The organism is Cobetia sp. 5-25-4-2, assembly GCF_013374075.1.
Classification (GTDB): domain Bacteria; phylum Pseudomonadota; class Gammaproteobacteria; order Pseudomonadales; family Halomonadaceae; genus Cobetia; species Cobetia marina.
The window spans coordinates 80,267-105,213 of sequence record NZ_BLWK01000010.1 but is presented as its reverse complement, the minus strand read 5'-3'; the positions used below and the strand labels follow the sequence as shown (position 1 = coordinate 105,213).

The following is a 24,947-nucleotide window of genomic DNA, read 5'->3' as shown; positions in this document are numbered from 1 at the left end:
TCTGGAGGTCAGCATGGCAGCTCAACTATCCGTCGCCGGTCAGATCAATCGTCTCATCCGTCAGGTGATGATGCCCGGCAGCAACGCGCGCCCCAACGATGAACCCGGCCCCGAGCTTGCGATGGCCGTGCTGATGTTCGAGGTGGTGCGCGCCGATGACCACCTCGACGTGCGCGAGCGAGAAGCGCTTGCACGCCAGCTGGCCGAGCGTTTCTCGCTGGAGAAGGATGAGCTTGCCAGCCTGTTGTCCCAGGCCGAACAGGATGCCGAACAGGCCACGGATCACTACCGCTTCGTCAAGCAGCTCAACGAGCACATGAGCCTTGAGGAGCGCACCGAGCTGATCGGCATGCTCTGGGAGCTGGCGTACGCCGATGGCGAGCTGGATGCTCATGAGGAGCATCGCATCCGCCGGCTTGCCGGACTGCTGCACGTCAGTCACAGCGAATTCATCCGTACCAAGCTGGCGGCCCAGCCGGACAAGTAAGTGACAACCCGCTCTCATGCAGACGCCCCCGCTGCCAATGGCAGTGGGGGCGTCGTGTTTGTGGCTTCTGGTCGCAGGGTTTATGGAGCAAGTATCGGCTGGCTCTCAACAGCGGTCATCCAGCAGCAGCGGCTCGCGCTCAGTTGCGATAGAACAGGTGCTGACCGATGCGCGCGGTGCGCACGAAGCGCTTGGCCCAGTAGGGCGTGGCGTAGCGGGCGTGGAAGTAGAGCGCGCCGTCGGTGACGTCTTCCAGCTGATGGTTGAGTGCCTGACGGGCCACGTCGCGTGCCTCGGCATAGGCCTTCGGCTCGCGAATCCTGTCGGAACGCCCGTCACACCACCAGGAGAACTGGCAGCTGCCGCTCTCGCCGCCCTGCTTGACCACGCCACAAAGGCTGTCGGGGAAGCGCGGGTCGGCGGCGCGATTGATCACCACGTTGACGATGCCCTGCATGCCGCTTCGGCCTTCGCCCTTGGCTTCCCAGTAGGCGGCGCGCGCCAGACAGGTCAGCGGGTCGTCCACCGGTCGCTGGCCATTGGGGTCGATGGCGCGGGCGCCGGCCTTGGTCAGCAACAGCTCATCGGGGATGTCGTCCTGGCCTCGCACCAGCAGGCTCTCGAGGCGCTCGGCCTTGGCGGCGGCGCTGACGGCATTGGCAGCGGCAGGGGTGTCCGAGGCCTGTGGCGCCGAGCAGCCAGCCGCCAGCGTCAGCCCCGCGACAAGCAGCAGATGACGCAGTCCACGCAGCGTGGCGTGGCGGTCGATGCCGGCAATGCCGCGGCGCGGTGCCGGGGGTGTAGCGTGGGCACGCACGGGGTGCGCGGATGTCGATGGACGCATGCAGTTTACCTGTAGACATGTCCTGTAGGCTTGGGGTGGTGTGCCAATCTAGGCAGTGACACAGGCATCCCCCGGCGTGATGACCCTTCGGGCGCGATCGAGCAGTAATGGTCGCATGAGGGCGAGTCGCGCAGACGCGCCATCTTGCCCGATGTCATTCGTTCGATGCCCCTTGTCGGCTTCAACGCAACTCTGACGCAGCTCAGACGACGACAGTCGGGAAGAGTTCCCTGCCGCCATTGAATCACGCCGGGCGGCGGCGGGCATTCTCCCGTGTCATCGCGCCGGCATGTCGTTATCATGGCCGGTCTTCGTGATTGTCCATCGTGCATCACACTTCGTCATCCTGCGCTGGTGCGTGCCATTGCCTCCTGTCGCTAGCGTCGCTGTCCTTGAGAGTTTCCATGACTGAACCCGTCCGTCTATCCAAGTTCCTGGCCCATCAGCAGGGCATTTCACGTCGTGAAGCCGAGCATCTCATCGCCCAGGGCGTGGTGCGAGTCGCGGGCGAAGTCGTCGAGGCGCCGTTCTTCAAGGTCACGGATGAGGAAGTCACGGTCGATGAGGGCGCCAGCATGGAGCCCATCGCGCCGATGACTCTGGTGTGGTATCGCCCGCCGGGCGCTCCGCTGCCGGACCCGCTCACCCTGCGTGACGGCGCGCCGCGCAGTGCGCTGGACAACAGCGGTGCCGACTGGCTCAAGGTGCATTTCCTGTCCCAGCAGCCGCTGGCGGAGCTGGCCGAGCAGGAGTCCGGCCTGGTGGTGTGGTCACAGAATCGCGGCGTGATCCGCAAGCTCGGTGATGACCTGGACCAGCTGGAGCAGGAATACGTCGTCGAAGTGGAAGGCACGCTGGATGACGACGGCCTCAAGCGTATCGGCTTCGCGCTGTGCGCCGACATCCGTGGCCGCAAGCCCAAGGTCAGCATCAGCTGGCAGAGCGATACCCGTCTGCGCATCGCCATGAAGCGCGTGCCGGTGGGCGGTATCCGTGGCGCGGTTGAGGAGCAGGGCCTCAAGGTCATCGAGGTGCGCCGCCTGCGCCTGGGCGCGATCCTGCTGGGCCGCATGGCACCGGGCGAGTGGCGTTTCCTGCCGGTCGACGTGCGTTTCTGATCATGGTTCATCGGGTCATGACTCCTCGAGGCATGTCCCATCGGCTTGGCCCGTATCGCGGTGGCAGGCATACTGTGCCCATCGTGTTCCACGGCTTTTTTCGCTGACAGTTCAGACGTCTGCGCCTGCTGCGTTGACCGCGCGGTGCAGGCCGTCACAGGAGTTTCAAGATATGGAAGGTATCAAGCACATCGTGGCCGTCGCCTCCGGCAAGGGTGGCGTCGGCAAGTCCACCGTGACGGCCAATCTGGCACTGGCGCTGGCTCAGGAAGGTCTCAAGGTCGGCCTGCTGGACGCCGACATCTACGGGCCGAGTCAGGCGCAGATGTTCGGCGTGCCGACCGGTCAGCGTCCGGAGATGGCCGGTGAGCAGGTCTTCAGCCCCATCGAGGCCCACGGGATCAAGACCATGTCGATGGCTTACCTGGTCGACGTGAAGGACCCGATGGTCTGGCGTGGCCCGATGGTCGCGGGTGCCTTCCAGCAGCTGCTCAACCAGACTGCCTGGGGAGAGCTGGACGTGCTGTTGATCGACATGCCGCCGGGCACCGGTGACATCCAGCTGACCCTGTCACAGAAGGTGCCGGTCTCCGGGGCTGTCATCGTCACCACGCCGCAGGACATCGCGCTGCTGGATGCCCAGAAGGGCATCGAGATGTTCCGCAAGGTCAAGGTGCCGGTGCTGGGCGTGGTCGAGAACATGAGCACGCATACCTGCAGCCAGTGTGGCCACAGTGAAGCGGTCTTCGGTGCCGGTGGCGGTGAGCGCATCGCCGAGGAATACCAGACTCGCCTGCTGGGCCAGCTGCCGCTGACCCTGAGCATCCGCGAGAATGCCGATGGTGGTCGTCCCAGCGTGATCGCGGAGCCGCAAGGTGAGGTGGCCAAGTGCTTCCTCTCCATCGCGCGTCAGGTCATCGAGACCCTGGACACTGCCGAGGCGGACGAAGGCCCGAGCATCAGCTTCAGCTGAGCCTGAGCCGACACGCCGCCGTCGCCTCGTCGCGAGGTTTCCAGCGGCGCAGCGGGCCGGTATCATGCTGGCCCGCGTTTCATGGCGCTCACGCGTCTCTCCCCCATCAGTCAGTCAGGTACGCTCGATGAGCATCAAATCCGACAAGTGGATCCGTCGCATGGCCGAAAGCCACGACATGATCGAACCCTTTGAGCCCGATCAGGTGCGCTTTCACGATGAGCGCCGTGTGATTTCCTACGGCACCTCCAGCTACGGCTACGACGTGCGCTGCTCGGATGAGTTCAAGGTCTTCACCAACATCCATTCGGCGACGGTGGACCCCAAGCACTTCGACGAGAAGAGCTTCGTGGACGTGAAAGGCGATTCCTGCGTGATTCCGCCCAACTCCTTCGCGCTGGCCCGTACCATCGAGTACTTCCGCATTCCGCGTAACGTGCTGACCATCTGCCTGGGCAAGTCCACCTATGCGCGCTGCGGCATCATCGTCAACGTGACGCCGCTGGAGCCGGAGTGGGAAGGGCACGTCACCCTCGAGTTCTCCAATACCACCAACCTGCCGGCGCGCATCTACGCCAACGAAGGCGTGGCGCAGATGCTGTTCCTCGAGTCCGACGAAGTCTGCGAGACCAGCTACAAGGATCGCGGTGGCAAGTATCAGGGCCAGCGTGGCGTGACACTGCCGCGTACCTGAGGCACCGGTAGCGGTACTGCTTCCGCTGCCAGCCGCGCCTGTGATTGCCGAAAGCGCCTCCCCCGGGAGGCGCTTTTTCTTTGCGCGAACGCAGGCGAGATCCGTCGTGGATGTGCTCGCTGCTTGCTGCTTGCGAGCCGAAGCATTAGTCGGAAGTTGAACGAAACAATCGATTCAATCACTTGTTTTATTGCCTATGCTTGTCTGCAGGCCACCCCAGAGTGGCTGCAGGACGGATACCTCCCACAAGCAAGGGGCACGCCATGCCATCGCGTTCACATCGCGCTGTATTCCCTTCGACCAGCGCCAGCGGTCTGGTCCGACGTTTCACTCTGAGCAGTCTCGCGCTCGCCATCAGCACCACGCTGCTGGCGACTCCCGCGCAGGCCTATTCCGACATCTATCTCTTCGGCGACAGCCTGAGCGATTCCGGGCAGTTCCCCGATACCACCCTGGGCGGCCTCAACAGCCTGCGATTCACCAACCGCAGCGGGCCGGATTACGAGAACTCGCCCTATGGCAGTGTCTCGACCCAGTTGCTGGCCACGGAGCTTGGGCTTGCCGCTGAGCCTTCCACCTCGGTGATCTATCAATTGGCCGGCTTCAGTGACGGCACCAACTACGCCGTGGGCGGCTATACCACGGCGCAGATTCTGGCCTCGGTGACAGATGAAGATGGCTCCGAGGTGGTCATCCCCGCGGGCAGCCCGGGCGGTGGTACGGTGCTCAGGGTCGAGGATGGCTATCTGGTCAGCACCGGCGGCAGTGCCGACCCGGACGCGCTCTATTACGTCAATGGCGGTGGCAATGACTTCCTGCAGGGCGTGATCACCTCACCGGCCACGGCGGTCGCCTCCGCCGGCAATCTGGCCGCGGCGGTGGAGGCACTGGCGGCGGCGGGGGCGACCACCATCATGGTCTCCAACCTGCCGGATGTCGGCAGCACGCCGGCCGGTCAGTCGGCGGGTGCCGCGCAGGCGGCGGGGACCTCCGCACTGGTGGGCGTCTTCAATGACGCGCTGGGCGAGCGCTTGGCGGCGCTGGATGGTCAGGTCAACATCATCCGGCTCGACACCGTCGGCATTCTCGAGGAGGTACTGGCATCGCCGGCCGAGTTCGGCTTTGCCAGCGACGTGCCGCTGACCCAGGTGTGCTTCTCGGACAGCTGCAACGTCACGCCTTATGGGCTGGGCGGAGCTGCAGAAGACCCGGACTCCCTGCTGTTCAATGACGGGGTGCACCCGACCACCGCCGGCCAGGAGATTCTCGCCGACTACGCCTATGCGATGCTCGCCGCGCCCTCGGTACTGGGGTTGGCGCCGCAGCTGGGCACGGGGGCGCTCAATGCCAGTCAGCGTAGTCTCGCCGATGAATTGCGCCCCGGGGCGCAGCATCCGCACGCGGGAGGGGAGACGGGCGTGCGTGTGTTCGCCATCGGCTCGGCCACTGGCGGCACCGGCGATGGCGAGACCTCCACCGGCCAGCAAGGCGTTGACAGCGAACAGCGCGGCGCGGGTGTCGGCGTGATGCTGCCGCTGGACAACGCGCTCGGCCGCGCCTGGGGCGGGGTGGCGGTCAGTCAGCGCCATGCGGACTTCGATGTCGACGACGGCAGTGAGCTTGAATTGGAAGGTCAGGTATTCAGTCTGTTCGCCCGTCAGCAGCTGGGCAGAGTTGGCATGCAGGCAGTGGCCAGCTACGGTGACTTCGAGTACTACCTCGACCGCCATGTCGCGCTGGGCCAGTCATCGCGCACCCTGTCCGGTGAGACGGATGGCGATGGCTTCAGCGCCGAGGCGCGTCTCGATTATCGCCTCACCGCCGCCGATTCGCTGTGGTACAACGCGCCCTTCGTGGCCTATCGCCACACCGAGTCCGACCTCGATGGCTACACCGAATCCGGCTCCGCCGCCAATGCTCTGAGCGTCTCGGATCAGACGCTGCGCGATCGGCGTGTCGAGCTGGGCTTCATGGTCGATCGCGCCGTCGCGGATGGCTTCGGCCTCTACGGGGAGCTGGCCTACGGCAAGCGTCTCGATGATGACGCCGAGAGCGCCGAGGTGCGTCTGGCGAGCCTGCCGACCAACGCCTACAGCGCCGAGGATCTCGATCGCGGCAGTGACAACTACCTGCGTGTCGATGGCGGCTGGCGCATGCAACTGGGCCGCAATGCCATGCTGCATCTGGGGGCAGGGTTCGAGACATGGGATGAGGTGACGGCGCGCGGCGAGGTGGGCGTGAGTTATACCTTCTAGAAGCGCAAGCGCCGAGAGAGAAGGGAAGCGTGAGAGACAAGAAGACCCCGTGACATTGGCATGTCGCGGGGTCTTCTGTTTTCAGCTCGCTGTCAGCTCAGCCTGCCTTGTCAGCAAGGCAGGCAGTGCGGATCAGTCTTCTTCGCCTTCCGGCAGCTCATCGCTGAGCTCTTCTTCCACATCGGCGTGGGAGAGGCGCAGACCGCCCACCGGCAGGTCATGGCCATCCAGCTTGGCCACTTCGCCGTCGAGCTTCAGGCGGCCTTCGAGGAACCAGCGCACCGCGATCGGGTAGATCAGATGCTCACGCGTGTGCACGCGTTCCTTGAGGCTGGCTTCATCATCACCTTCCAGCACGTTGGCGACGGCCTGGATCGCCACCGGACCACCGTCGAGCTCCTCGGTGACGAAGTGCACGCTGGCGCCGTGTTCCTTCTCGCCAGCTTCCAGAACCTTGCGATGGGTATCAAGGCCCGGCCAGGCCGGCAGCAGTGACGGATGGATGTTGATCAGTCGACCGAAGAAGCGCTGCACGAAGATCGGCGACAGGATGCGCATGAAGCCGGCCAGCACGATGAGATCCGGCTCGTGGCGTTCGATCACCTTGATCAGGGCGCCATCATAGTGCTCGCGATTCTCGTACTCGTCATGCGGCAGCACCACGGCATCCACGCCCGCTTCGCGTGCGCGCACCAAGCCGTAGGCATCGGCCTTGTTGGAAATCACCGCGACCACGTCGCCGCCCAGCTCATCGTGCTCCTGAGCCTCCAGCAGCGCCTGCAGGTTGCTGCCGCTGCCGGAGATCAGTACCACGACGCGTGGGCGTACCGGCGTGTCATCCGCCTCGAAACCGTTGCCGAAGCCGCCGAGAGTGTCACCGTTGGAGGCGTTGGTAGTCGGCTCGATCATGCGGACAGATTCTCCAGCTGGACCTGTTCTTCTTCGCCCTTGCGTGCACGGATGGCACCGAGGGTGAAGACCGTCTCGCCCTGGGCTTCCAGGTGAGCGCGCGCGGCATCGGCATCCGCCGCGGCCACGACGACGACCATGCCGACGCCACAGTTGAGCACGCGGTGCATCTCGTGCTCCTCGACATTGCCCTGCTGCTGCAGCCAGTCGAACACGGCCGGACGCTTCCAGCTGGCGACGTCGATCTCGGCGGTGCAATCATGCGGCAGCACGCGCGGGATGTTCTCGAGCAGGCCACCACCGGTGATGTGGGACATGGCGTGCACGCTGACATCGCTTTCCTTGAGCAGGGACAGCAGCGGCTTGACGTAGATGCGCGTCGGCGCCATCAGGGCGTCAGCCAGCGGCTGGCCGTCGATCTGCTGCTCCAGCAGCGAGGCATCGGCGACTTCGAGAATCTTGCGGATCAGCGAGTAGCCGTTGGAGTGCGGGCCGGAGGAGGCCAGACCCAGAATCACGTCGCCTTCGCCGACCTTCTTGCCGTCGAGGATCTCGGACTTCTCGACCACACCGACGCAGAAGCCGGCCAGGTCGTAGTCACTGCCTTCGTACATGCCCGGCATCTCGGCCGTCTCGCCGCCGACCAGTGCACAGCCGGACTGCAGGCAGCCTTCGCCGATCCCGGTGACGACGTCAGCGGCGATGTCGACGTCCAGCTTGCCGGTGGCATAGTAGTCGAGGAACTGCAGCGGCTCGGCGCCGGCGACCACCAGATCATTGACGCACATGGCGACCAGATCGATGCCGATGGTGTCGTGACGGTTGAGGTCCATGGCCAGGCGCAGCTTGGTGCCCACGCCATCGGTACCGGTGACCAGCACGGGCTGGCGATAGCCTTGCGGCAGTTCGCACAGGGCGCCGAAGCCACCCAGACCACCCATCACTTCCGGGCGGTGAGTGCGCTTGGCGACACCCTTGATGCGTTCCACGAGGGCGTTGCCTGCATCGATATCGACACCTGCATCCTTGTAGCTCAAGGAAGTCTTGCTGGGCGAGGAGTCCTGGGGGCGTTGCGTCATGTGAGGTTCCTGTCGGTGCGGCCTGAGCGGTGAGACACGATCGATCGGGGGAAAGAAAGGCGGCTATTGTAGCATTGCGCTTCACGGCTGACACCGTGGCGTTTCACAAAAAATGGCCATGATGTGAAAGACACGCCCCGAGCGCTTTCCTGAGGGCGCGCCAGTCCCTTTGGCCATCTCCCGTCAGGCGGGTCGTCCCGTTCGCCGGGCGCTTGTGGGTGAGTCAGTGACAGGCAACAATGGGGGCATGCGTGGACCGTCGGCGACATGCCGCCTGTGAGCCACACAGCTTGTCTCAAGGAGTGATGATGCAGCGTAAATGGTGGTTGCTGGCCGCAGGCGTGGCCCTGCTCGGGTTGCTGGTTCTGCTGGAGCCGATTCTGATGCCGTTCTTCATCGGCATGATTCTCGCCTATCTGGGCGACCCGCTGGCCGACTGGCTGGAAGAGAAGGGCCTGTCGCGCCGACTGGCCGTCAGCCTGGTGTTCAGCGTGCTCTCGGTGGTGCTGCTGATCGCGCTGCTCATTCTGGTGCCGCTGCTCGGGCGTCAGCTGGCGCAGTTGATCAGCTTCATGCCGATGGTCTTCAACTGGATACGCGAGACGATCCTGCCGGAAGTGCAGGCCTTCACCGGCATGGATTTCAGCGCCGATTTTGATCAGGTGCGCTCGCTGTTGCTGGGCAACTGGAAGGAAACCGGTACCTTCGCCGCCGCTTTCCTGGGCACCGTCTCCAAATCCGGGCTCGCCATGGCCATCTGGCTGGGTAACCTGGCGCTGATTCCCGTCGTCACCTTCTATCTGCTGCTCGACTGGGACCGCATGAAGGAGAAGCTGCAGGGGCTCCTGCCGCGCCACATGGAGCCGACCGCCACGCGGCTGGCCCATGACTGCGACGAGGTGCTGGGTGCCTTCCTGCGCGGGCAGCTGCTGGTGATGCTGAGTCTGGGCATCGTCTATGCCATCGGCCTGGCCATCATCGGCCTCAAGTTCGCGCTGCTCATCGGGCTGGTGGCGGGGCTTGCGAGTATCGTGCCGTATCTGGGCGTCATCGTCGGGGTGTTGATCGCGGCGACGGTGGCCTTCTTCCAGTTCGGCGAGTGGTGGGCGCTGCTGGCGGTGGGCGGTGTCTTCGCGCTGGGGCAGCTGCTGGAAGGCGTGGTGTTGCAACCCCTGCTGCTGGGCGACAAGATTGGCCTGCACCCCGTGGCGGTCATCTTTGCCGTCATGGCCGGCGGGCAGCTGTTCGGGTTCACGGGCATTCTGCTGGCGCTGCCGGTAGCCGCAGTGATCATGGTGCTCTTGCGTTATCTGCATGATCGCTATAAAAACAGTACTTTATATGATCAACAGCGTGATTCTCGCCCCGTGGCCGCCAGTGAGCCACCCGCGTCTTCGGCGGCAGAGGATACCCAGTGATCGAGAGAGATCACGGCAACAACAACCAGCATGACGGATGGCAATGACACAGGGACAGATGGCACTCGGCGTCGGGGTACGCGACGCCGCGACCTTCGACAACTACCACTTCACCTCCACCTCGCTGGCAGAGGCCCTCAAGGGGCAGCTTGCTGACGGCGGGGAGCCCTTCGTCTATCTATGGGGCGGTGAGCAGAGTGGGCGTAGCCATCTGTTGCAGGCGGCATGCCATCTGGCGGGAGAGCAGGGCAAGCGTGCCTTCTACCTGCCGCTCAAGGAGATTGGCCACTTCCCGCCGCACATGCTGGAAGGGTTGGACGAGATGGATCTGGTCGCCATCGACGACCTCGAGAGCGTGATCGGCCGCAAGCGCTGGGAAGAGGCGCTGTTCCACCTCTACAACCGCCTGCGTGACAGTGGCCGCCACCTGCTGGTCAGCGCCAGCTGTGCGCCGCGCCTGCTCCCCGTCACCCTGCCGGACCTGGCCTCACGCCTCTCCTGGGGCGTCACCTTCCACCTCTCCGGGCTGGATGATGCCCAGCGTCTCGAGGCGCTCAAGCTGCGCGCCAAGGACCACGGCCTCGCGCTCCCAGATGAAGTCGCCCGCTACATCCTGCATCGCGGGCCGCGCAGCCTGCCGGGCCTGTTCGCCGCGATGATCGAGCTTGACAACGCCTCGCTCTCCGCCCAGCGCAAGCTCACCATTCCCTTCGTCAAGCAGACCCTCGGCTGGTAGACGCCGCGCCTGCGCACTGCCTCAGCGTCAGAATCCGTGATGCTGCGACCGGGTGGCACCGTTCTTGCTGCCTCTTTCTCATCATCCCTCTTCGAGGACACAAGGCATGAAGCGGCTAGACAAGCACCGGGAACGCATGCACGAACAAGCCAACTCGATCGGCAATTTCCTGGTCGAAGGCTTTCATTATCTGGGCCTGTTCGCCATCGGCGGGGCCATCGCCATCGCCTCGGTGTCGGCCTTCTTCGAGATGTTCGCCAAGGGCTCGGCCAGCGTCGATGATATCCTGCTGCTGTTCATCTATCTCGAACTCGGCGCGATGGTCGGCATCTACTTCAAGACCAACCACCTGCCGATCCGCTTTCTGCTCTACATCGCCATCACCGCGCTGACGCGCTACCTCATCGGTGATGTCTCCCACCACAAGGCCCCCGATATCGGCCTGCTCTACCTCTGCGGCGGCATCTTCTTCCTCGCCCTCTCGGTACTCGCCGTGCGCTTCGCCTCCTACAAATACCCCTCCAGCAAATCTATCGACCCGATGGGCGGTACGGTAGGGGACGAGGATTCGACGCGATAAACCCGGGTTTCAGTAGCTTCTGAAGACCCCAAAGGCCGCGATCACTCGCGGCCTTTTTTCATTCTCCACTCAGAGTCAGACACAACCTGCGACTGCCGCCGTGGTCGCGGTGTTCACCGAGCCAGATGCCTTGCCAGGTGCCGAGGGCGAGGCGGTTGAGGCCGCGGCGGGCTTCGACGGGCAGGGTGAGTTGGGTGCCGAGCAGGCTGGCGAGTACATGGGCGGGCATGTCGTCATCGCCTTCCAGCGTGTGGCGGAAGTAGGGCAGGTTGCCGGGCACCAGGCGGCGCAGGAAGGCGTCCATGTCGTGACGCACGTCGGGGTCGGCGTTCTCGTTGAGCGTCAGCGAGGCGGATGTGTGCAGCAGCTGCACATGCAACAGGCCGACACTGACCGGTGGCATTTCGGCCAATGCCTGCTCCACCTCGTCACTGATGAGGTGAAAACCGCGCTTGCGGGCGGAGAGGGTGAGAGTGTCGCGTTGCCACATGAGAAGCCCTGCCTGTCATTGATTCAGTCCATGCTAAACATGACAAGCCAGAACGCAAAAGGCCAGCCCCGGAGGGCTGGCCTTTTTGCTGCGTGCTGCGCCGGTTCATCTCAAGCGAGAGGAGGGCGACAGCATGGCACCGCTGCCATCAACCGGCAGTGGTGGCGGCTTCGCTGACGGTGCGACGGGCGGCCTTGGCGGTGACGCGCTCCGGTTCTGTCTTGCCGATCTCGCGGGCGAGCCAGTCGGCCAGCATGCGCACGCGGGTCGGGATCGGGCCGCGCGGCAACAGCATGCCGATCTCGACCGGGGGGATCTCGTCGCATTCCAGACGCTTGAAGGACTGGCCATTGCGCTCGCTGAGCGAGTTGACCCAGTCGATGGGCAGCACGGCGCGAATCAGGCCATCGGCGACGTAGTCGGTGAGGACTTCGAGGTCATCGGACTGGATGTGATTCGGGCGCGGGTCTTCCGGGTGACGCGAGAGCGAGGTGCCGGAGACGAGCGGTTCCAGCTCGCCCCACGGCAGCTCTTCGGGATGCTCGACATGCGAGGCCGCGTAGGCGGCTTGCTGCCACTGGGTCAGCGGGCGGAAGACGTGAGTGCTGCCGGCCAGGTGCGGAAAGCCGATGACCAGATGCGGCTGGTTCTCGAGAATCTCGCGTCCGTTGTGCCACAGCTTCAGCTTGATATCGACTCCGTCATGCTCTGACAGGAAGCTGGTGAGAGCGTGGCCAAGGAAGTGACGACCCAGCGCTGGGGTGGCGTGGATCCGAATGGTGCCGGTGAGGTCCGACTGACGATCCTCGATGGCGCGGTGCGCTTCATCATCGAGGTTGGCCATCGATCGTGCGTAGCGGTAGAGAGTCTCACCCGCTTCCGACAGGCGGATACCGCGATGGCCGCGTTCCACCAGGCGAGTGCCGAAGCGGCCCTCGAGGGCGTCGAGGCGACGGCTGACGGTGGATTTGGGCAGGCGCAGGCGTTCGGCAGCGCGGGACAGGCTGCCGAGATCCGCGACCATCAGAAAGGTGTTATAGGCGTCGATATCGCTCATCGAATAGGTCCGGTTGTTCAGGGGGTCGGGGTGTGTCGTCAGGGAAACACCCACCTTGTACGGGCCATGTCGGGCCCGTCGCAGCGCAGGGGCTGCACAACGGATTGCCTGTCGATGACCGTGCCCCTCGTACCGCGGGGGATGCCCCGGGCAAAGACGCGCTCATCGATCAACAACCGCTCCTGTCAGTCGTGCACCGCAGCGCACGTCGACAGGTCTTGCACTTGATTCTTGCCTTCAACTCTTGCGGCCGGCTGGTGAAGCCGGTCTTGGGGCTCAGTCTTGAAGCCCAGTCTTGAAAACCGATCTCGAAACCCGGCTTCGCGCACAGTGCCGCGCCAGAAACGCGAGAACGGTTTTCAGGCGCTGGATGACAGTGACTCTGAGCAGGCTAACAATATCACCATCCCGTCATTGTTGCATCCAAAGTCGCACGCATTGCGCAATTCCGATCTCCGTGAAACGTGACACCTCGGCAGAATGCGCAACGGCGGGGGACTGGCGTCATTGGCGGCATGACGGCTCAGACGTCAGTGACCGGAGATGGTTCCGTATCTGATGACAGACAGGTGAGAAAAAGTGTCTTTTTCGTGAGGCAAGGCGCAGGGCAGGTCCTTGCGCGGCTGGGGAGGGCCTTCTGGCGCGAGAAATCGGGAATCGGCGAGGGGGTAGGTGGGCGCGAGGCGAGTGGGCGTGCCCGTGAGGAGAGCACCCGATTGCAGGTTTCGAGAAGAGGCGTTGCAGAAACGGTAGATGACGGAAATGTGCAAGAAAGTGCATTATCTCGCCTGCAAAGAAGAATCATTATTATTATTAATCTTGGGAACGCTCCGCACATGACAGTCTGCCTCTCTTCGCGCCACACCGTCAGCGCTTCACGCGCGACGGTCTTCACTCCTCGTCCGCTGGTCGCGGCCATCGCCTTGCTGTGTGCCGGGACGGTCAATGCCGAGCCGCTGCAGATGCAGACACTGCAGGTCGAGGAGGATCGCCTCGAGGCCACGGCGGTGGTGGACAGCGAAGAGCTTGCCCTGCATCAGGCGCGTGACCTCAAGGACATCTTCCGCGATACGCCTTCCGTCACCGTTGGCGGCACCACGGCCTCCTCCGAGAAGCTCTACGTGCGCGGGCTGGAAGATACCAACCTCAACATCAGCATCGATGGTGCCAGCCAGAACGGCTACCTGTTCCACCACAGCTCCAACTTCAACATCGAGCCGGAGCTGCTCAAGCGCGCCGAGGTCCAGGCCGGGCCGGGGGCGGCGGACAACGGGCCGAACGCGCTGGGTGGCAGCATCAAGTTCGTGACCAAGGATGCCCAGGACCTGCTCAAGCCGGGTCAGAGTGTCGGTGGCATGGTGAAGGGCAGCACGGAATCCGCGGCAGATGCCGTCAAGGGCACGCTGTCGGTGTATGGGGAGGTGGCGCCCAACGCGGGGCTGCTGTTCACCACCAGCGCACGCAACAGCGATGACTACCGCACCGGCGGCGGTGATGAGGAAGAGGGCACCGGCGGTCATCAGCGCAGCTATTTCGGCAAGTTCAGCCTGCTGGATCAGGGCGCGCACAGCCTGCGACTCAGCGCGGAGCACAATGAGGACACCGGCATCTACTGCGTACGTCCCAACATGGAGTGTCAGCCGTTCAACAACGCCAAGGTCGATACCGAGCTGAGCCGTGACACCTATACCGCCAACTACGATTTCGAACCGGGCTCGCGGCTGGTGGATGTGCACGCCAATGTCTTCCACTCCAGTACGGAAGTGGACCGCACGTCCCTCACTACCGGGGCCAGCTCGAATGCCAAGGTCGAGAGTGTCGGGGGGGATCTCAACAACACCTTCCGCTTCGGCCCCGAGGCGATGAACAACCGTCTGACCCTGGGCAGTGATTACGTCGAGGATGAATCCAGCACCGCTGGTTTCGACGAGACGGCGCGCAACATCGCGCTCTACGCCCAGCACCGCATGACGCTCGGCGCGGTGGATCTGTCCTTCGGTGCCCGGGTCGATGACTACCGGACCGAATACGCCAATGGCGAGACGCTGGATGACACCGATGTCAGCCCCAACGCGAGCCTCAACTGGCGTGTCGGCGGGGGTGTCGAGCTGTTCACCGGGTACGCCACGGCCGTGCGTGGCAACAAGGGCCGCGAAGCCCTGTTGATCGACGGGGGCGTCGGCCCGGGCGAGACGCTGGTGGTCGAGCCGGGTCTCGAGGCCGAGACCTCGCGCAGCACCGAGGTCGGTGCCCGCTGGAAAGGCGAGGGCATCCTCACCCAGCGTGACCGTGCTGGACTGGAAGTCACCTACTTCGATACCCACTTCGACAACTACATCACCGAAGGGTCGGCGGGTGACGTGACCACCATCACCAACATGGAAGGTATCGTCACCAGCAAGGGTGTCGAGGCGCGAGCCACCTACGGACTGGGCGGCTGGGACATGACGCTGGGCTACCTGACCATGGACCTGGAAGACAACCAGGGCGAGACCGTGGTGGATGACATGGGGCTGGGCAACCAGACCGGAGACCGCTGGAGCCTGGACAACCGTTACACCTTCGCCGACCCGCAGCTGACTCTCGGCTGGACCGTGACCGCCTACGAGCGCCTTACCGACCTGCCGGATGACCAGAGCGAGCGTGCCGGTTACGCCACGCATGACCTCTACGCCAGCTGGGTGCCGGGTGACATGCCGGACCTGACTCTGACGGCCGGTATCTACAACCTGTTCGACAAGGAATACTCCGACCAGAACACCTTCTATCTGGAAACCAACAGCCCACGTGGCATCACGCCGGGCGCCATCACCAGCCCGGGGCGTGACGTGCGTCTGTCGGCGGCGTATCGCTTCTGATCAAAAGGTGCTGTCAGCCAGCGTGTCTCTGACGGAAGGGCATCGCCAGCGGTCGTGATCCAGGCTCGCACCCCGGGAGGCTTCACTGACGCGTAGCCCCGCTCCAGAGAACGAGGTAGCGACACGGCGGCAACGGCAGCACCGATGCAAGGGCATCAGCGCAGGAACGTCTGTGCAGGAACGTAAGCGCAAGAACGTCAGCGCAAGAAAAAAGCGGCGCCATCGTGTTTTCACGGTGGCGCTGTCCTGTCTTTGGAGTACGAGTGCTCCATGGCGCGGGCCCCGGCCGGCCTGCGTCCCGCGGGCAGGCTGTGCTACCATCGCGACCAAATGTCGGAGAGCCGCTGCACGACTCTTCGCACCGCACTCACGTTCCCGCCCGTGGCGGGTGATCGTACGAATAAGGAAGGATGCATGGCGCTTCTGAAGATTTTTGTCGGCACGATGTATGGCGGCTCACTGGATGTGGCCGAGCAGGTGCAACCGCTGTTCGAGCAGGCAGGCTATACGGTGGAAGTGCTTGACCAGCCGACACTGGAAGACTTGACGGAGACACGCCCGGATCTGGCGCTGTTCGTCACCTCCACCACCGGCAGTGGCGATGTGCCGGGCAACCTGAGCGGCTTCCTCAATGCGCTCTCGGCCCAGTCACCGGCGCTGGACTGGCTGCGTTATGGTCTGATCGCTCTCGGCGACAGCTCCTACGGCGAGACCTACTGCGGTGCCGGGCGTCAGCTGGACGAGCGCCTGGCGGATCTGGGCGCCACGCGCCACGGCGAGCGCCTCGAGATCGATGCCATGGAGACCTTCATGGCGGATGACGCAGCCCTGCCGTGGGTCGAGAGCTGGATTCCGACGCTGCCGGCGACCGCCTGATCCCGTCACGCCGGGCGTGCCCGGCGTCCGACTTCCTCGTCGTGTTCGATTTCCACGTTGCCCGACCTTTCCTCGAGACTGCTGCACATGCCGAAACTCAATCCTGATCATCCGCGCGCCCGCAACCTGACACCGCAACGTGTCTCCGTGCTGGCGGGCCTCGCCATCGTGATGGTCGCCAACATTCCGCGTTTTCTGCTCAGCGGTGACACCACGCGCCTGATGCTGATCAGTGGCTTTGCCGTGGCCGTCGCGGCGCTGGGGGTCTACATCTATCGCCAGCTCTCCGATGTCGCCCAGGGCGAAGTGCCGAGGCTGATGCGTCGCGTGTTCGTGTGGCTGGTGGTGGGCCTGGCGGCGATGGCAGCCTTCAACTTCGCCGCGCCGATGCTTGACCGCCCCAGGGAAGGGGCGCTGGAAGTGCTGGTTGATGGCCTGACACTGGGGCTGGTGGCGCATGTCATCAGTCTGTGGATGCATCGGGGCCGCAAGAGCGACTGAGCCCTGTCTGCCGCCTGCCGCAAACGACGACGCCCCCGGCCAGTGATGGTCGGGGGCGTCGTCGTATCAGGCCCGGGGCTGATGTCCCGGGCGTCACGGCCTCACTTGCACAGCGTGTAGCAGGGCTCGTAGTCGCTGCCCGGCAGCTTCATGCGGCCCTGGGCCACGAAGGAGGTGAGCAGGGCGTCGAGACGCTCCATCAGCTCGGCTTCGGCGGTCAGGCGGAAGGGCCCATCGCGCTCGATCTCCTCGATGCCTTCCTTCTTGACGTTGCCGGCGACGATGCCCGAGAAGGCACGGCGCAGGTTGGCTGCCAGCTCATGCACCGGCTGGTTGCGATGCAGCGCCAGGCTCGACATGTTGGCGTGGGTCGGCGCGAAGGGCTGCTGGAAGTGCGGGGCGATATGCAGACGCCAGTTGTAGTAGAAGGCGTCGTGATGCTGACGACGGAACTCTGCGACGTCATCGATGCCGCCTCGCATGGTGCGCGCCACCTCGACCGGATTGTCGATGATGATGGTATAGCGCGAGCGCGCTTCCTCACCCAGCGTATAGGTGATGAACTCGTCGATCTGCTGGAAGTAGTCGGCGCTGGAGGCCGGGCCGGTGAAGATGACCGGGAACGGCAGGCCTTCGTTTTCCGGATGCAGCAGGATACCCAGCAGGTAGAGAATCTCTTCCGCGGTGCCCACGCCGCCCGGGAAGACGATGATGCCATGCGCGGTCCGCACGAAGGCCTCAAGGCGCTTCTCGATGTCCGGCATGATGATCAGTTCATTGACGATCGGGTTGGGTGACTCGGCGGCGATGATGCCCGGCTCCGAGATGCCCAGATAACGGCCCTGCTTGCGACGCTGCTTGGCATGCGCGACGTTGGCCCCCTTCATCGGGCCCTTCATCGCGCCGGGACCACAGCCGGTGCAGATGTCGAGTTCGCGCAGGCCGAGGTGATAGCCCACGTCCTTGGTGTACTCGTATTCCTCGCGATTGATCGAGTGGCCACCCCAGCAGGTGACGAGGCTTGGTTCACGCGAGGACTTCAGGGCACCGGCGTTGCGCAGGATATGGAACACCGCGTTGGTGGTGCCTTCGGTGGTGGAGAGATCGAAGCGGGGCGTGTTCTGGATCTCGTTGGCTACGTAGACGATGTCGCGCAGCACGCTCGAGAGGTGCTCACGAATGCCGCGGATCATCTTGCCATCCACGAAGGCATCACCCGGCGCATTGTCGAGCTTCAGACGGATGCCACGATCCTGCTGCAGCACCTCGATCTCGAAGTCCTTGTAGGCATTGAGCACCGAGACGCTGTCATCGGTCTGGCTGCCGCAGTTGAGCACCGCCAGCGCGCAGCGGCGCAGGATGTCATGCAGGCCATTGGAGGAGGTGTCGCGCAGGCGATTGACCTCATCCTGGGAGAGAACTTCCAGGCTGCCTTCCGGTGAGATGATGGTGGAGACCAGCGTCGAGCTGGCATCGCGGGAGTAGGTGGTAGCTTCACTGGTGACAGAGTTCATGACCGTCTTCCTTGTGTCAGGCGCCCACGGCTGACTGGGCGCGGTTCCGGGCTTCTGCCCAGAGTTCGGCGATGCGCTCGCGGTCGTCCACGCTCATGCCGTCCTGGGCAAAGGCGTGCTGCATCCACTCTTCGAAGGTGGCGTCAAAATCTTCCGCGACCACATCGGCGGCATCGTAATCGGCGTTCTCGAGAACCAGTTCCACCTGGGGAATCATGTATCCCAGCGGGAAGAGGTCGACTTCGGCGCATTCGCTTTCCATGGCGAGCAGTGCCTTGTGGATGGCTTCGCCGCGCGCGGCCAGTGGATCAAGCATCTGGAGCATCTCGTGATTCGGGCCAGTCGCGAAGACTGGTCGGGGCAGAGGAAAGGCGCCGAGCCCTGCCGCGTCATTCGGGCATCGCCCACGAAAGACGCAGCCAGAGCGGCACCTGGCAATGAGGATGATGCTAACACGCGAGGGCGCCACGGCGCAGCGCTGCGCATGGCGGCTGGCTCTGGTAGAATCATGGGCTTTGCGGGTCGGTGGCCCTGTGCAGACATTCAGGCAGCTATCGGCAACACGACGCGCCGAGTCGCGTCCCCCGTTCGTGAGTGGTCAGTGCCTCCATGTTCAACGCCCAGTATTTTCGTACCTTCATCACCCTGGTGGAGACCGGCAGCTTTACCCATACCGCGCGCAAGCTGGAAATGACCCAGCCCGGCGTCAGCCAGCATATCCGCAAGCTGGAGCAGTACCTGGGGCGCTCGCTGCTCAACCGTCAGGGACGCAAGTTCTCGCTCACCGCAGCGGGGCGTCGCTGTTACGACTACTCCGTCAAGCTGTTTGCCGAGCACACCCAGTTCATGCACTCGCTGGATGATGACTCGCCTGACAGCGGGGAATGCCGTGTGGCCAGCCCCTCAAGCGTCGGGCTGATGTTCTATCCGTTCACGCTCGGCTATCAGCAGCAGCATCCGGGGCTGACGGTCAGCTACAGCTTCGCCTTCAATTCCGAGATCGTGCAGGACGTGCTGGCGGGGCGCTTCGATCTTGGCATCGTCACCGAGCCGGTCAAGCATCCGGATCTCAACTTCGAGCTGTGGCATCAGGAGCCGCTGTGCCTGGTGGTGCCCGCCGACTTCGCCGGCAACAGTCTCAATGAGCTGATGGCGCTGGGCTTCATGAATTACGCCGACGGCGTCAACAACGCCAGCGCCTTGCTGCGCGAGAACTTCGCCGGTGAATTCCGCTCGATGAGCCACTTCCCGCAGCAGGGTTTCACCAACGACATCGGCATGGTGCTGGATGCCGTGGCACGTGGCCTGGGCTTCACCGTCGTCTCGCGCACGGTGCTGGAGACGTCACCGTGGCAGCGCCAGGTGCGCGAGATGCCGCTCACCGAGGCCGTCTACGAGAACCTGTACATCGTCACGCGTGACAATGCCGAGGTGCCGCGTCGCTATGAGCAGCTGCTGGGCGAATTCCGCCTGCAGCGCCGCAACACGCTCTACGGCTACGCCGATGCCCCGGAAAGCTTCGACAACATGGACCTCGACGGCATGGTGTAACGCCTGCCATGACGTGACAGGGCTCCCCTCAGGCCTGCCTGGCATCGCAAGACCCGCTCCTCGAAGCGGGTCTTCGTGTTTCCGGGGCAGGGACAGGCCCGCGTCAGGGCGTCGCTTGGAGCGCACCGTCCTGTTTCAGTGCGCGACCCCGGCTTGCGACCAAGGCCTGATGCGACGCCGCCACGGCGCGTGGGATGCTGGATGACAGCCTGACCAGTGTCGTGAGGTGTTTGCGCGACTTGCTGCCTACCCCTTGTTCGTTGTCATCGAGGAACCCGTACCGTGTCTTCTTCCAAGTCCCGATTCGTTGATGCACCGCCTGCCGCGAGCGACGTGGCCGATGCCCAGTCCTTTCGCCAGTCGTTCTCGCTGCTGTCGCGCATGGAGGTGACGGAGCTTGACGAGGCGCTGCGTGGCGAGCTCGCCCGGCGCTGTCGCTGGCAGGGATGGGAGTCACGCCACATGAGCGCGAGCCAGGCCGCCGAGCTGATTCGCGATGGCATGACGGTGGGCATGAGCGGCTTCACGCGGGCGGGGGAGGCCAAGGCCCTGCCGTTGGCGCTGGTGGAGAAGGCGCGCCGCGAGCCGTTCTCCATCACGCTGATGACCGGCGCCTCGCTGGGCAATGACCTGGACGGTCAGATGGCGGACGCCCACATGCTGGCGCGGCGCATGCCGTTCCAGGTCGATCCGGTGCTGCGCCGTGCCATCAACGCCGGCGAAGTGATGTTCATGGATCAGCATCTCTCGGAGACGGTGGAGCTGCTGCGCAACCATCAGCTGAGTGACATGGACGTCGCGGTGGTCGAGGCCAGTGCCATCACCGCCGACGGCGGCATCGTGCCGACCACCTCGGTGGGCAATTCGGCCAGCTACGCGATTCTGGCCGACAAGGTGATCATCGAGCTCAATCTCGAGTCCCCGGCGGCGCTCGAGGGACTGCACGATATCTACATTCCGCAGATGCGCCCCAGCCGTCAGCCGATCCCGGTGGTGGCGCCGGATTCGCGTATCGGCACGCCGTACATCCCCATCGATCCTGCCAGGATCGCCGCCATCGTGTTGACGCGTGGCAAGGACAGCCCCTCGACCTGTACCCCGCCGGATGAGGATACCCGGCGGATGGCGGACCATCTGGTCGAACTGCTCAAGCAGGAGGTCACGCTGGGGCGTCTGACGCCTGCGTTGCTGCCGCTGCAGGCCGGGATCGGCAGCATGGCCAACGCGGTGATGAGCGGACTGAAGGAGGGGCCCTTCGAGCACCTCACCATGTACTCGGAGGTATTGCAGGACTCCACCTTCGACCTGCTGGATGCCGGCAAGCTCGACTTCGCCTCCGGCTCCTCCATCACCGTCACCGAGGAGCGCGGGCGCACCCTGTGGAAGGACCTCGAGCGTTACCGTGACCGTCTGATCCTGCGTCCGCAGGAGCTGTCCAATCATCCGGGCATCGTGCGGCGTCTCGGCGTGATCGCCGTGAATACCGCGCTGGAATTCGACATCTATGGCAACGTCAACTCCACCCACGTGTGCGGCACGCGGATGATGAACGGTATCGGCGGGTCCGGGGACTTCGCGCGCAATGCCCAGCTCTCGGTGTTCATCACCAAATCACTGGCCAAGGGCGGGGATATCTCGAGCGTGGTGCCCTTCGTCAGTCACGTGGATCACACCGAGCATGACGTGGACATTCTGGTGACCGAACACGGCCTGGCGGATCTGCGGGGGCTGGCACCGCGAGAACGCGCGGTGCTGGTGATCGAGAACTGCGCCGACCCGCGCTATCGTCCCGCGCTGCGGGCCTACTTCGAGGAGGCCTGCCGGCGGGGCGGCCATACCCCGCATTGCCTGGAGCAGGCGCTCAGCTGGCATCGCGAGGTGGAAGTGCACGGCAACATGCGCGCCCTGTGCACGCCTGAGCAACGCGGCGATGTGCCGGCGGAGCAGGCAGGTGAGAAGGTCAGCGCCGGCTAGCGCGGCGTTCAGGCCGCTCTCGCCATCGGGGCGGCCAGACGCCAGAAACCAGGGCGGCTCAGGCGACTGACTCAAGTGATTGACTCAAGCGACTGACTCAAGCGGCAAGCGACAGGCGACGAGCGACAGGAGGACGGATCACTGATCCAGACCGTTTTCCTTGCGCTCGTCTTCGCATTCCGGGCTGCCCATCTCATAGTCACGGCATAGCTGGGGGCGGCGATCATAGATGGTGCACATCAGCGTCTCGCGATCGACGGCGGCACACCAGCCATCATCGAGGCGGCGCATGACTTCGCCCCCCCACTCATCCTCGTCGATCAGATAGTCCGGCACGCCGGTATCGGTGAGCAGGATGACCTCAAGCCTGCAGCAGCAGGCCTGGCAGTTGCTGCAGGTGATCTCGGGATTCACAGGTGTCGTATCGCCGGTAGCGAACGGCGATACGTCGGTAATCGGAATATTCATCGGGTCAGGGTCAGCCACAGTGAGTCAGGTGCCATCATCGGCACGCTTCAGCCGGCAGTGAAACATACTCACGCACGGATTACTTGTAGACCTTGTCGATCCCTTCCCAGTAGCCCTCGGGGTCCCGGTCATCGGTCATGTAATAGAGCTGGTAGCGACGATTGAGGCGCGCACCACCATCACGGGTCAGCGGTGCCCAGGCAAAGCCGGTACTGCCCTTGCTGGAGGTGGTGAAGAAGGCGTCCAGCGGAATGCTGACGTAGAGCCCCTTGTCGAAGCTGCCCTCGCCATAGTCATCGCCGGCATCGGTCATGGTCGCCCAGGCCCCGACGCTGACCCCGTTGGAGAAGCGGCGGGACAGATCCAGCGTCGCGCCGATATCGCCGGCCAGATAGCGCCCCACCGAGCCCTTGACCAGCACATCGTGCCAGCCGGACTGCCAGTAGGCGGTGGCATGGCCGGTGGTGACGGAATAGTCGCGCAGGCCGAACTGCTGATCGAATTCCCGCTGGCGGACGCGGTTGATATCCAGTCCCAGTGCCAGCGAGCTGTTCATCGGGCGATAGAGCACCTCGGCACCGGCACCGGCATACATCATCTCGAGAATGCCGCCGTAGGCCTGGGCATACCAGTCACGTCCGAACTGATGAGTGCGGGTGTACTGCAGATTGGTGATGCCCAGATCGGTCTCCTTGACGTAATCCCCGACGTAGGTGCGCACGCGTGGCAGGTCGGAGTCAGCGATGTACTCGTAGTTCTCGTAGTTGTCGGCCAGCTGATAGGTGGCCACGCCGGAGAACCAGCCATTGCGATCGGTGCGCCACAGGGCATCCAGCTGCAGGTTGAGCTGGTAGAGATAGCCGTCCGGTCCGCCGAAGTTCTGTTTCAGGTTGGGCGAGAATCCCCAGTTGAAGCCGGCGGGTTCCCTGTCCAGCACCGTGGCGGCATCCGCGCTGGCGTCGTCGTCAGGCGCGGGAGAGGCGGCGCGAGCGGTGATGGAATGCTCGTACTCGGCACCGAAACGTCTGTCGTTGGCGGCCGCGACGAAGGCCTCTCGCGGATGCTCATCCTCGCGCAGCGCCAGGCCGTTGCTGCTCAGGCGGTAGCGGAAGTGGGTGATCTCGGCGGGCAGGCGGTTGTGCAGCACGCGATTGGCGCGGCCTTCGGCCTGCAGGTCCTTGCGAAAGCGCGTGGCCTCCGCCTCGATGATCAAGGTCTCGCCCTCTATCCGCAGGCGGGAGACTTCAAGCCCCGTCTGTGCACGCAGTGTCGCGGCCAGTGCCTGCCAGTCGACGTCCTCCAGCCGTATCGGCGCTGGCGGGCTTGCGGCGGGCTCGCCCGTGGTGGCACTCGGGGAGGTCGGCAGCGTCAGCAGGCGGCCTTGAGGCGCAGCCTCGTCGCCGTCCAGCGAGGGCGCTGAGGCCGGCGTGGCACCGGCGGGACGTGGAGGGCGATCCGACGGGACTGTCTCGCTGTTCCCACGATTGACGGCATCCAGCGAGCGCACCCGGAAGGCTTCCGGGGTCTGGTCATGGCGGTAGCGCGAATGGTGACTGGGGGCGACATCTTCCGGGGTGCCGTCATCCTTGGCCTGAGCCAGCCCCGCCAGATTGGTGGACAGCGACAGGCCCAGCATGGCGGTGTTGCCGCGCTCCCAGCCGCCATGCAGCGACAGGTTGTCATTGACCTTGAACGTCGCGCCCAGATTGAACGGTGAATCCTGGTCTATCTCCACCGTCAGGGGCTCGTCGGAGTAGTCGTTGCCCTCGTATTCCAGCATCAGGGTCAGCGGGTCCCAGGGCGTCTGATATTCGATACCGCCGAAGACGGCTGGGCTGCCACTGAACATGCTGCCCAGCTGGAAGTCGCCCCCGTTGTCGCTGGTGGTATCGCTGCGCGTCTCGAGGCTGCTTCTCACCAGCGCCAGAGGGTTGCTGAAGTCGCCCCGCGTGCCCAGATAGCCCCAGCCGACGCCCAGACTGAAATCGAAGTCGCCGTAGCGCTTGCTGGCGACCAGATACTCGGAGCTGAACAGGCCCGTACCGCCGAGATCTCGCAGGCCCACCGCGACTTCGGGTTGATAGCGGCCTTCCTGCATCAGGCGGAACTTGGTGTCGAAGGATTTATCCAGGTAATCGCGGTCCGGGGCGGCCGCGCCATAGCTGACGGTCTCCACCGAGACATAGCGAAAGCCCAGCTCCATCCACTCGAAGGGGGCGGCGTTGACGCTGAAGCGCTTGTAGGGCTGGGTACGGCTGTAGGTGAAGCTCAGCTCGCCCTGTGGGGCGAAGCGTGCCGTGGGAGTCTGCATCAGCCCCACGCCGCCGAAATCACTCTGGGATTCCCCGGTGGCGGCGTGGGCGATCTGGGCGCCGAGCAGGCCTCCCGCCATGCCGAGCGCCAGCCAGCCGGTGCGTGCCGGAGCAGGGCGCTGCTCGTATCGGGGGCGCGTGGAGGGATGGGCTGGGCGAAAAGGACTCGACATGGGCGTCTCGCATGCTCCCGCGCGACAGGCGCGTGAGCGTGAATGAGGGTATGGAGGATAGAAACATCGAGGCGATGCCG

General features: G+C 64.3%; 22 protein-coding genes. 13 read left to right on the top strand and 9 right to left on the bottom strand.

Features of this window, described 5'->3' with window-relative positions; genetic code table 11:
* Positions 1 to 13: 13 nt before the first annotated feature.
* A complete protein-coding gene (locus tag HXS65_RS16455; protein ID WP_077374187.1) occupies positions 14 to 487 on the top strand; it encodes a TerB family tellurite resistance protein in 474 nt (157 codons plus the stop codon).
* 139 nt (positions 488 to 626) lie between these two features.
* Here the strand turns inward: HXS65_RS16455 and HXS65_RS16450 are convergent, their stop codons facing one another.
* On the bottom strand, positions 627 to 1,331 hold the full coding sequence (locus tag HXS65_RS16450) for a cell wall hydrolase (protein WP_176494411.1): 705 nt from the start codon (positions 1,329 to 1,331) through the stop codon (positions 627 to 629).
* Between the two features lie 404 nt (positions 1,332 to 1,735).
* Between HXS65_RS16450 and HXS65_RS16445 the strand changes: the two genes are divergently transcribed.
* The 4 genes from HXS65_RS16445 (at position 1,736) to HXS65_RS16430 (ending at position 6,371) form a co-directional block, all read left to right on the top strand.
* Positions 1,736 to 2,449, top strand: a complete 714-nt coding sequence (locus HXS65_RS16445; RefSeq protein WP_077374181.1) for an RNA pseudouridine synthase — start codon at positions 1,736 to 1,738, stop codon at positions 2,447 to 2,449.
* Positions 2,450 to 2,621: 172 nt separating this feature from the next.
* A complete protein-coding gene (gene apbC, locus HXS65_RS16440) occupies positions 2,622 to 3,422 on the top strand; it encodes an iron-sulfur cluster carrier protein ApbC (protein ID WP_084208220.1) in 801 nt (266 codons plus the stop codon).
* A 127-nt stretch (positions 3,423 to 3,549) separates the two neighbouring features.
* Positions 3,550 to 4,116: a dCTP deaminase gene (dcd, locus tag HXS65_RS16435; RefSeq protein ID WP_043334107.1), complete on the top strand. Its 567-nt coding sequence runs from the start codon at positions 3,550 to 3,552 to the stop codon at positions 4,114 to 4,116.
* Positions 4,117 to 4,379: 263 nt separating this feature from the next.
* Positions 4,380 to 6,371 carry an autotransporter outer membrane beta-barrel domain-containing protein gene (locus tag HXS65_RS16430; protein ID WP_176494410.1) on the top strand — a complete coding sequence of 664 codons (1,992 nt, stop codon included), beginning with the start codon at positions 4,380 to 4,382 and terminating at the stop codon, positions 6,369 to 6,371.
* A 132-nt stretch (positions 6,372 to 6,503) separates the two neighbouring features.
* Here the strand turns inward: HXS65_RS16430 and purN are convergent, their stop codons facing one another.
* Both purN and purM read right to left on the bottom strand, forming a co-directional pair.
* Complete coding sequence (gene purN / locus HXS65_RS16425) at positions 6,504 to 7,280, bottom strand: phosphoribosylglycinamide formyltransferase (RefSeq protein ID WP_176494409.1); 777 nt, start codon at positions 7,278 to 7,280, stop codon at positions 6,504 to 6,506.
* Positions 7,277 to 8,359, bottom strand: coding sequence for a phosphoribosylformylglycinamidine cyclo-ligase (gene purM / locus HXS65_RS16420; RefSeq protein WP_077374169.1), 1,083 nt, complete (start codon positions 8,357 to 8,359; stop codon positions 7,277 to 7,279). The genes purN and purM overlap by 4 nt, the downstream gene beginning before the upstream one ends.
* 308 nt (positions 8,360 to 8,667) lie before the next feature.
* Here purM and HXS65_RS16415 point away from each other — a divergent pair, with 308 nt between their 5' ends.
* From HXS65_RS16415 to HXS65_RS16405, 3 genes are all read left to right on the top strand, one after another.
* Positions 8,668 to 9,777: an AI-2E family transporter gene (locus HXS65_RS16415; RefSeq protein WP_127734819.1), complete on the top strand. Its 1,110-nt coding sequence runs from the start codon at positions 8,668 to 8,670 to the stop codon at positions 9,775 to 9,777.
* A gap of 37 nt (positions 9,778 to 9,814) precedes the next feature.
* Positions 9,815 to 10,513, top strand: a complete 699-nt coding sequence (gene hda / locus HXS65_RS16410) for a DnaA regulatory inactivator Hda (RefSeq protein ID WP_084208224.1) — start codon at positions 9,815 to 9,817, stop codon at positions 10,511 to 10,513.
* A gap of 106 nt (positions 10,514 to 10,619) precedes the next feature.
* A complete protein-coding gene (locus tag HXS65_RS16405; RefSeq protein WP_176494408.1) occupies positions 10,620 to 11,093 on the top strand; it encodes a phosphate-starvation-inducible protein PsiE in 474 nt (157 codons plus the stop codon).
* 58 nt (positions 11,094 to 11,151) lie between these two features.
* On the opposite strand, the gene HXS65_RS16400 is transcribed toward HXS65_RS16405, so the two are convergent.
* Complete coding sequence (locus tag HXS65_RS16400; RefSeq protein ID WP_176494407.1) at positions 11,152 to 11,583, bottom strand: secondary thiamine-phosphate synthase enzyme YjbQ; 432 nt, start codon at positions 11,581 to 11,583, stop codon at positions 11,152 to 11,154.
* Between the two features lie 148 nt (positions 11,584 to 11,731).
* Entirely contained in the window at positions 11,732 to 12,640 is a 909-nt protein-coding gene (locus HXS65_RS16395) for a LysR family transcriptional regulator (RefSeq protein ID WP_077374153.1), read from the bottom strand.
* A gap of 836 nt (positions 12,641 to 13,476) precedes the next feature.
* On the opposite strand from HXS65_RS16395, the gene HXS65_RS16390 reads away from it, so the two are divergent.
* From HXS65_RS16390 to HXS65_RS16380, 3 genes are all read left to right on the top strand, one after another.
* Positions 13,477 to 15,498, top strand: a complete 2,022-nt coding sequence (locus HXS65_RS16390) for a TonB-dependent receptor domain-containing protein (RefSeq protein WP_176494406.1) — start codon at positions 13,477 to 13,479, stop codon at positions 15,496 to 15,498.
* A gap of 414 nt (positions 15,499 to 15,912) precedes the next feature.
* On the top strand, positions 15,913 to 16,374 hold the full coding sequence (locus HXS65_RS16385; protein ID WP_077374146.1) for a flavodoxin domain-containing protein: 462 nt from the start codon (positions 15,913 to 15,915) through the stop codon (positions 16,372 to 16,374).
* Positions 16,375 to 16,461: 87 nt separating this feature from the next.
* Positions 16,462 to 16,875: a hypothetical protein gene (locus tag HXS65_RS16380; protein WP_077374143.1), complete on the top strand. Its 414-nt coding sequence runs from the start codon at positions 16,462 to 16,464 to the stop codon at positions 16,873 to 16,875.
* A 101-nt stretch (positions 16,876 to 16,976) separates the two neighbouring features.
* On the opposite strand, the gene ppnN is transcribed toward HXS65_RS16380, so the two are convergent.
* Positions 16,977 to 18,389, bottom strand: a complete 1,413-nt coding sequence (gene ppnN, locus HXS65_RS16375) for a nucleotide 5'-monophosphate nucleosidase PpnN (protein WP_077374140.1) — start codon at positions 18,387 to 18,389, stop codon at positions 16,977 to 16,979.
* A 16-nt stretch (positions 18,390 to 18,405) separates the two neighbouring features.
* The gene (locus tag HXS65_RS16370) at positions 18,406 to 18,705 is read right to left on the bottom strand and encodes a hypothetical protein (RefSeq protein ID WP_077374137.1); all 300 of its coding nucleotides are present in this window, start codon (positions 18,703 to 18,705) and stop codon (positions 18,406 to 18,408) included.
* 293 nt (positions 18,706 to 18,998) lie between these two features.
* Between HXS65_RS16370 and HXS65_RS16365 the strand changes: the two genes are divergently transcribed.
* Positions 18,999 to 19,940 (top strand): LysR family transcriptional regulator, encoded by a 942-nt coding sequence (locus HXS65_RS16365; RefSeq protein WP_077374134.1) that lies wholly within the window; start codon positions 18,999 to 19,001, stop codon positions 19,938 to 19,940.
* 282 nt (positions 19,941 to 20,222) lie between these two features.
* Positions 20,223 to 21,914 (top strand): acetyl-CoA hydrolase/transferase family protein, encoded by a 1,692-nt coding sequence (locus tag HXS65_RS16360; protein WP_255304534.1) that lies wholly within the window; start codon positions 20,223 to 20,225, stop codon positions 21,912 to 21,914.
* Positions 21,915 to 22,052: 138 nt separating this feature from the next.
* Here HXS65_RS16360 and HXS65_RS16355 read toward each other — a convergent pair whose 3' ends face one another.
* Together HXS65_RS16355 and HXS65_RS16350 are read right to left on the bottom strand one after the other, a co-directional pair.
* Entirely contained in the window at positions 22,053 to 22,382 is a 330-nt protein-coding gene (locus tag HXS65_RS16355) for a YkgJ family cysteine cluster protein (protein WP_077374131.1), read from the bottom strand.
* Positions 22,383 to 22,461: 79 nt separating this feature from the next.
* Positions 22,462 to 24,867, bottom strand: a complete 2,406-nt coding sequence (locus tag HXS65_RS16350) for a YjbH domain-containing protein (protein ID WP_176494405.1) — start codon at positions 24,865 to 24,867, stop codon at positions 22,462 to 22,464.
* Between the last annotated feature and the right edge of the window lie 80 nt (positions 24,868 to 24,947).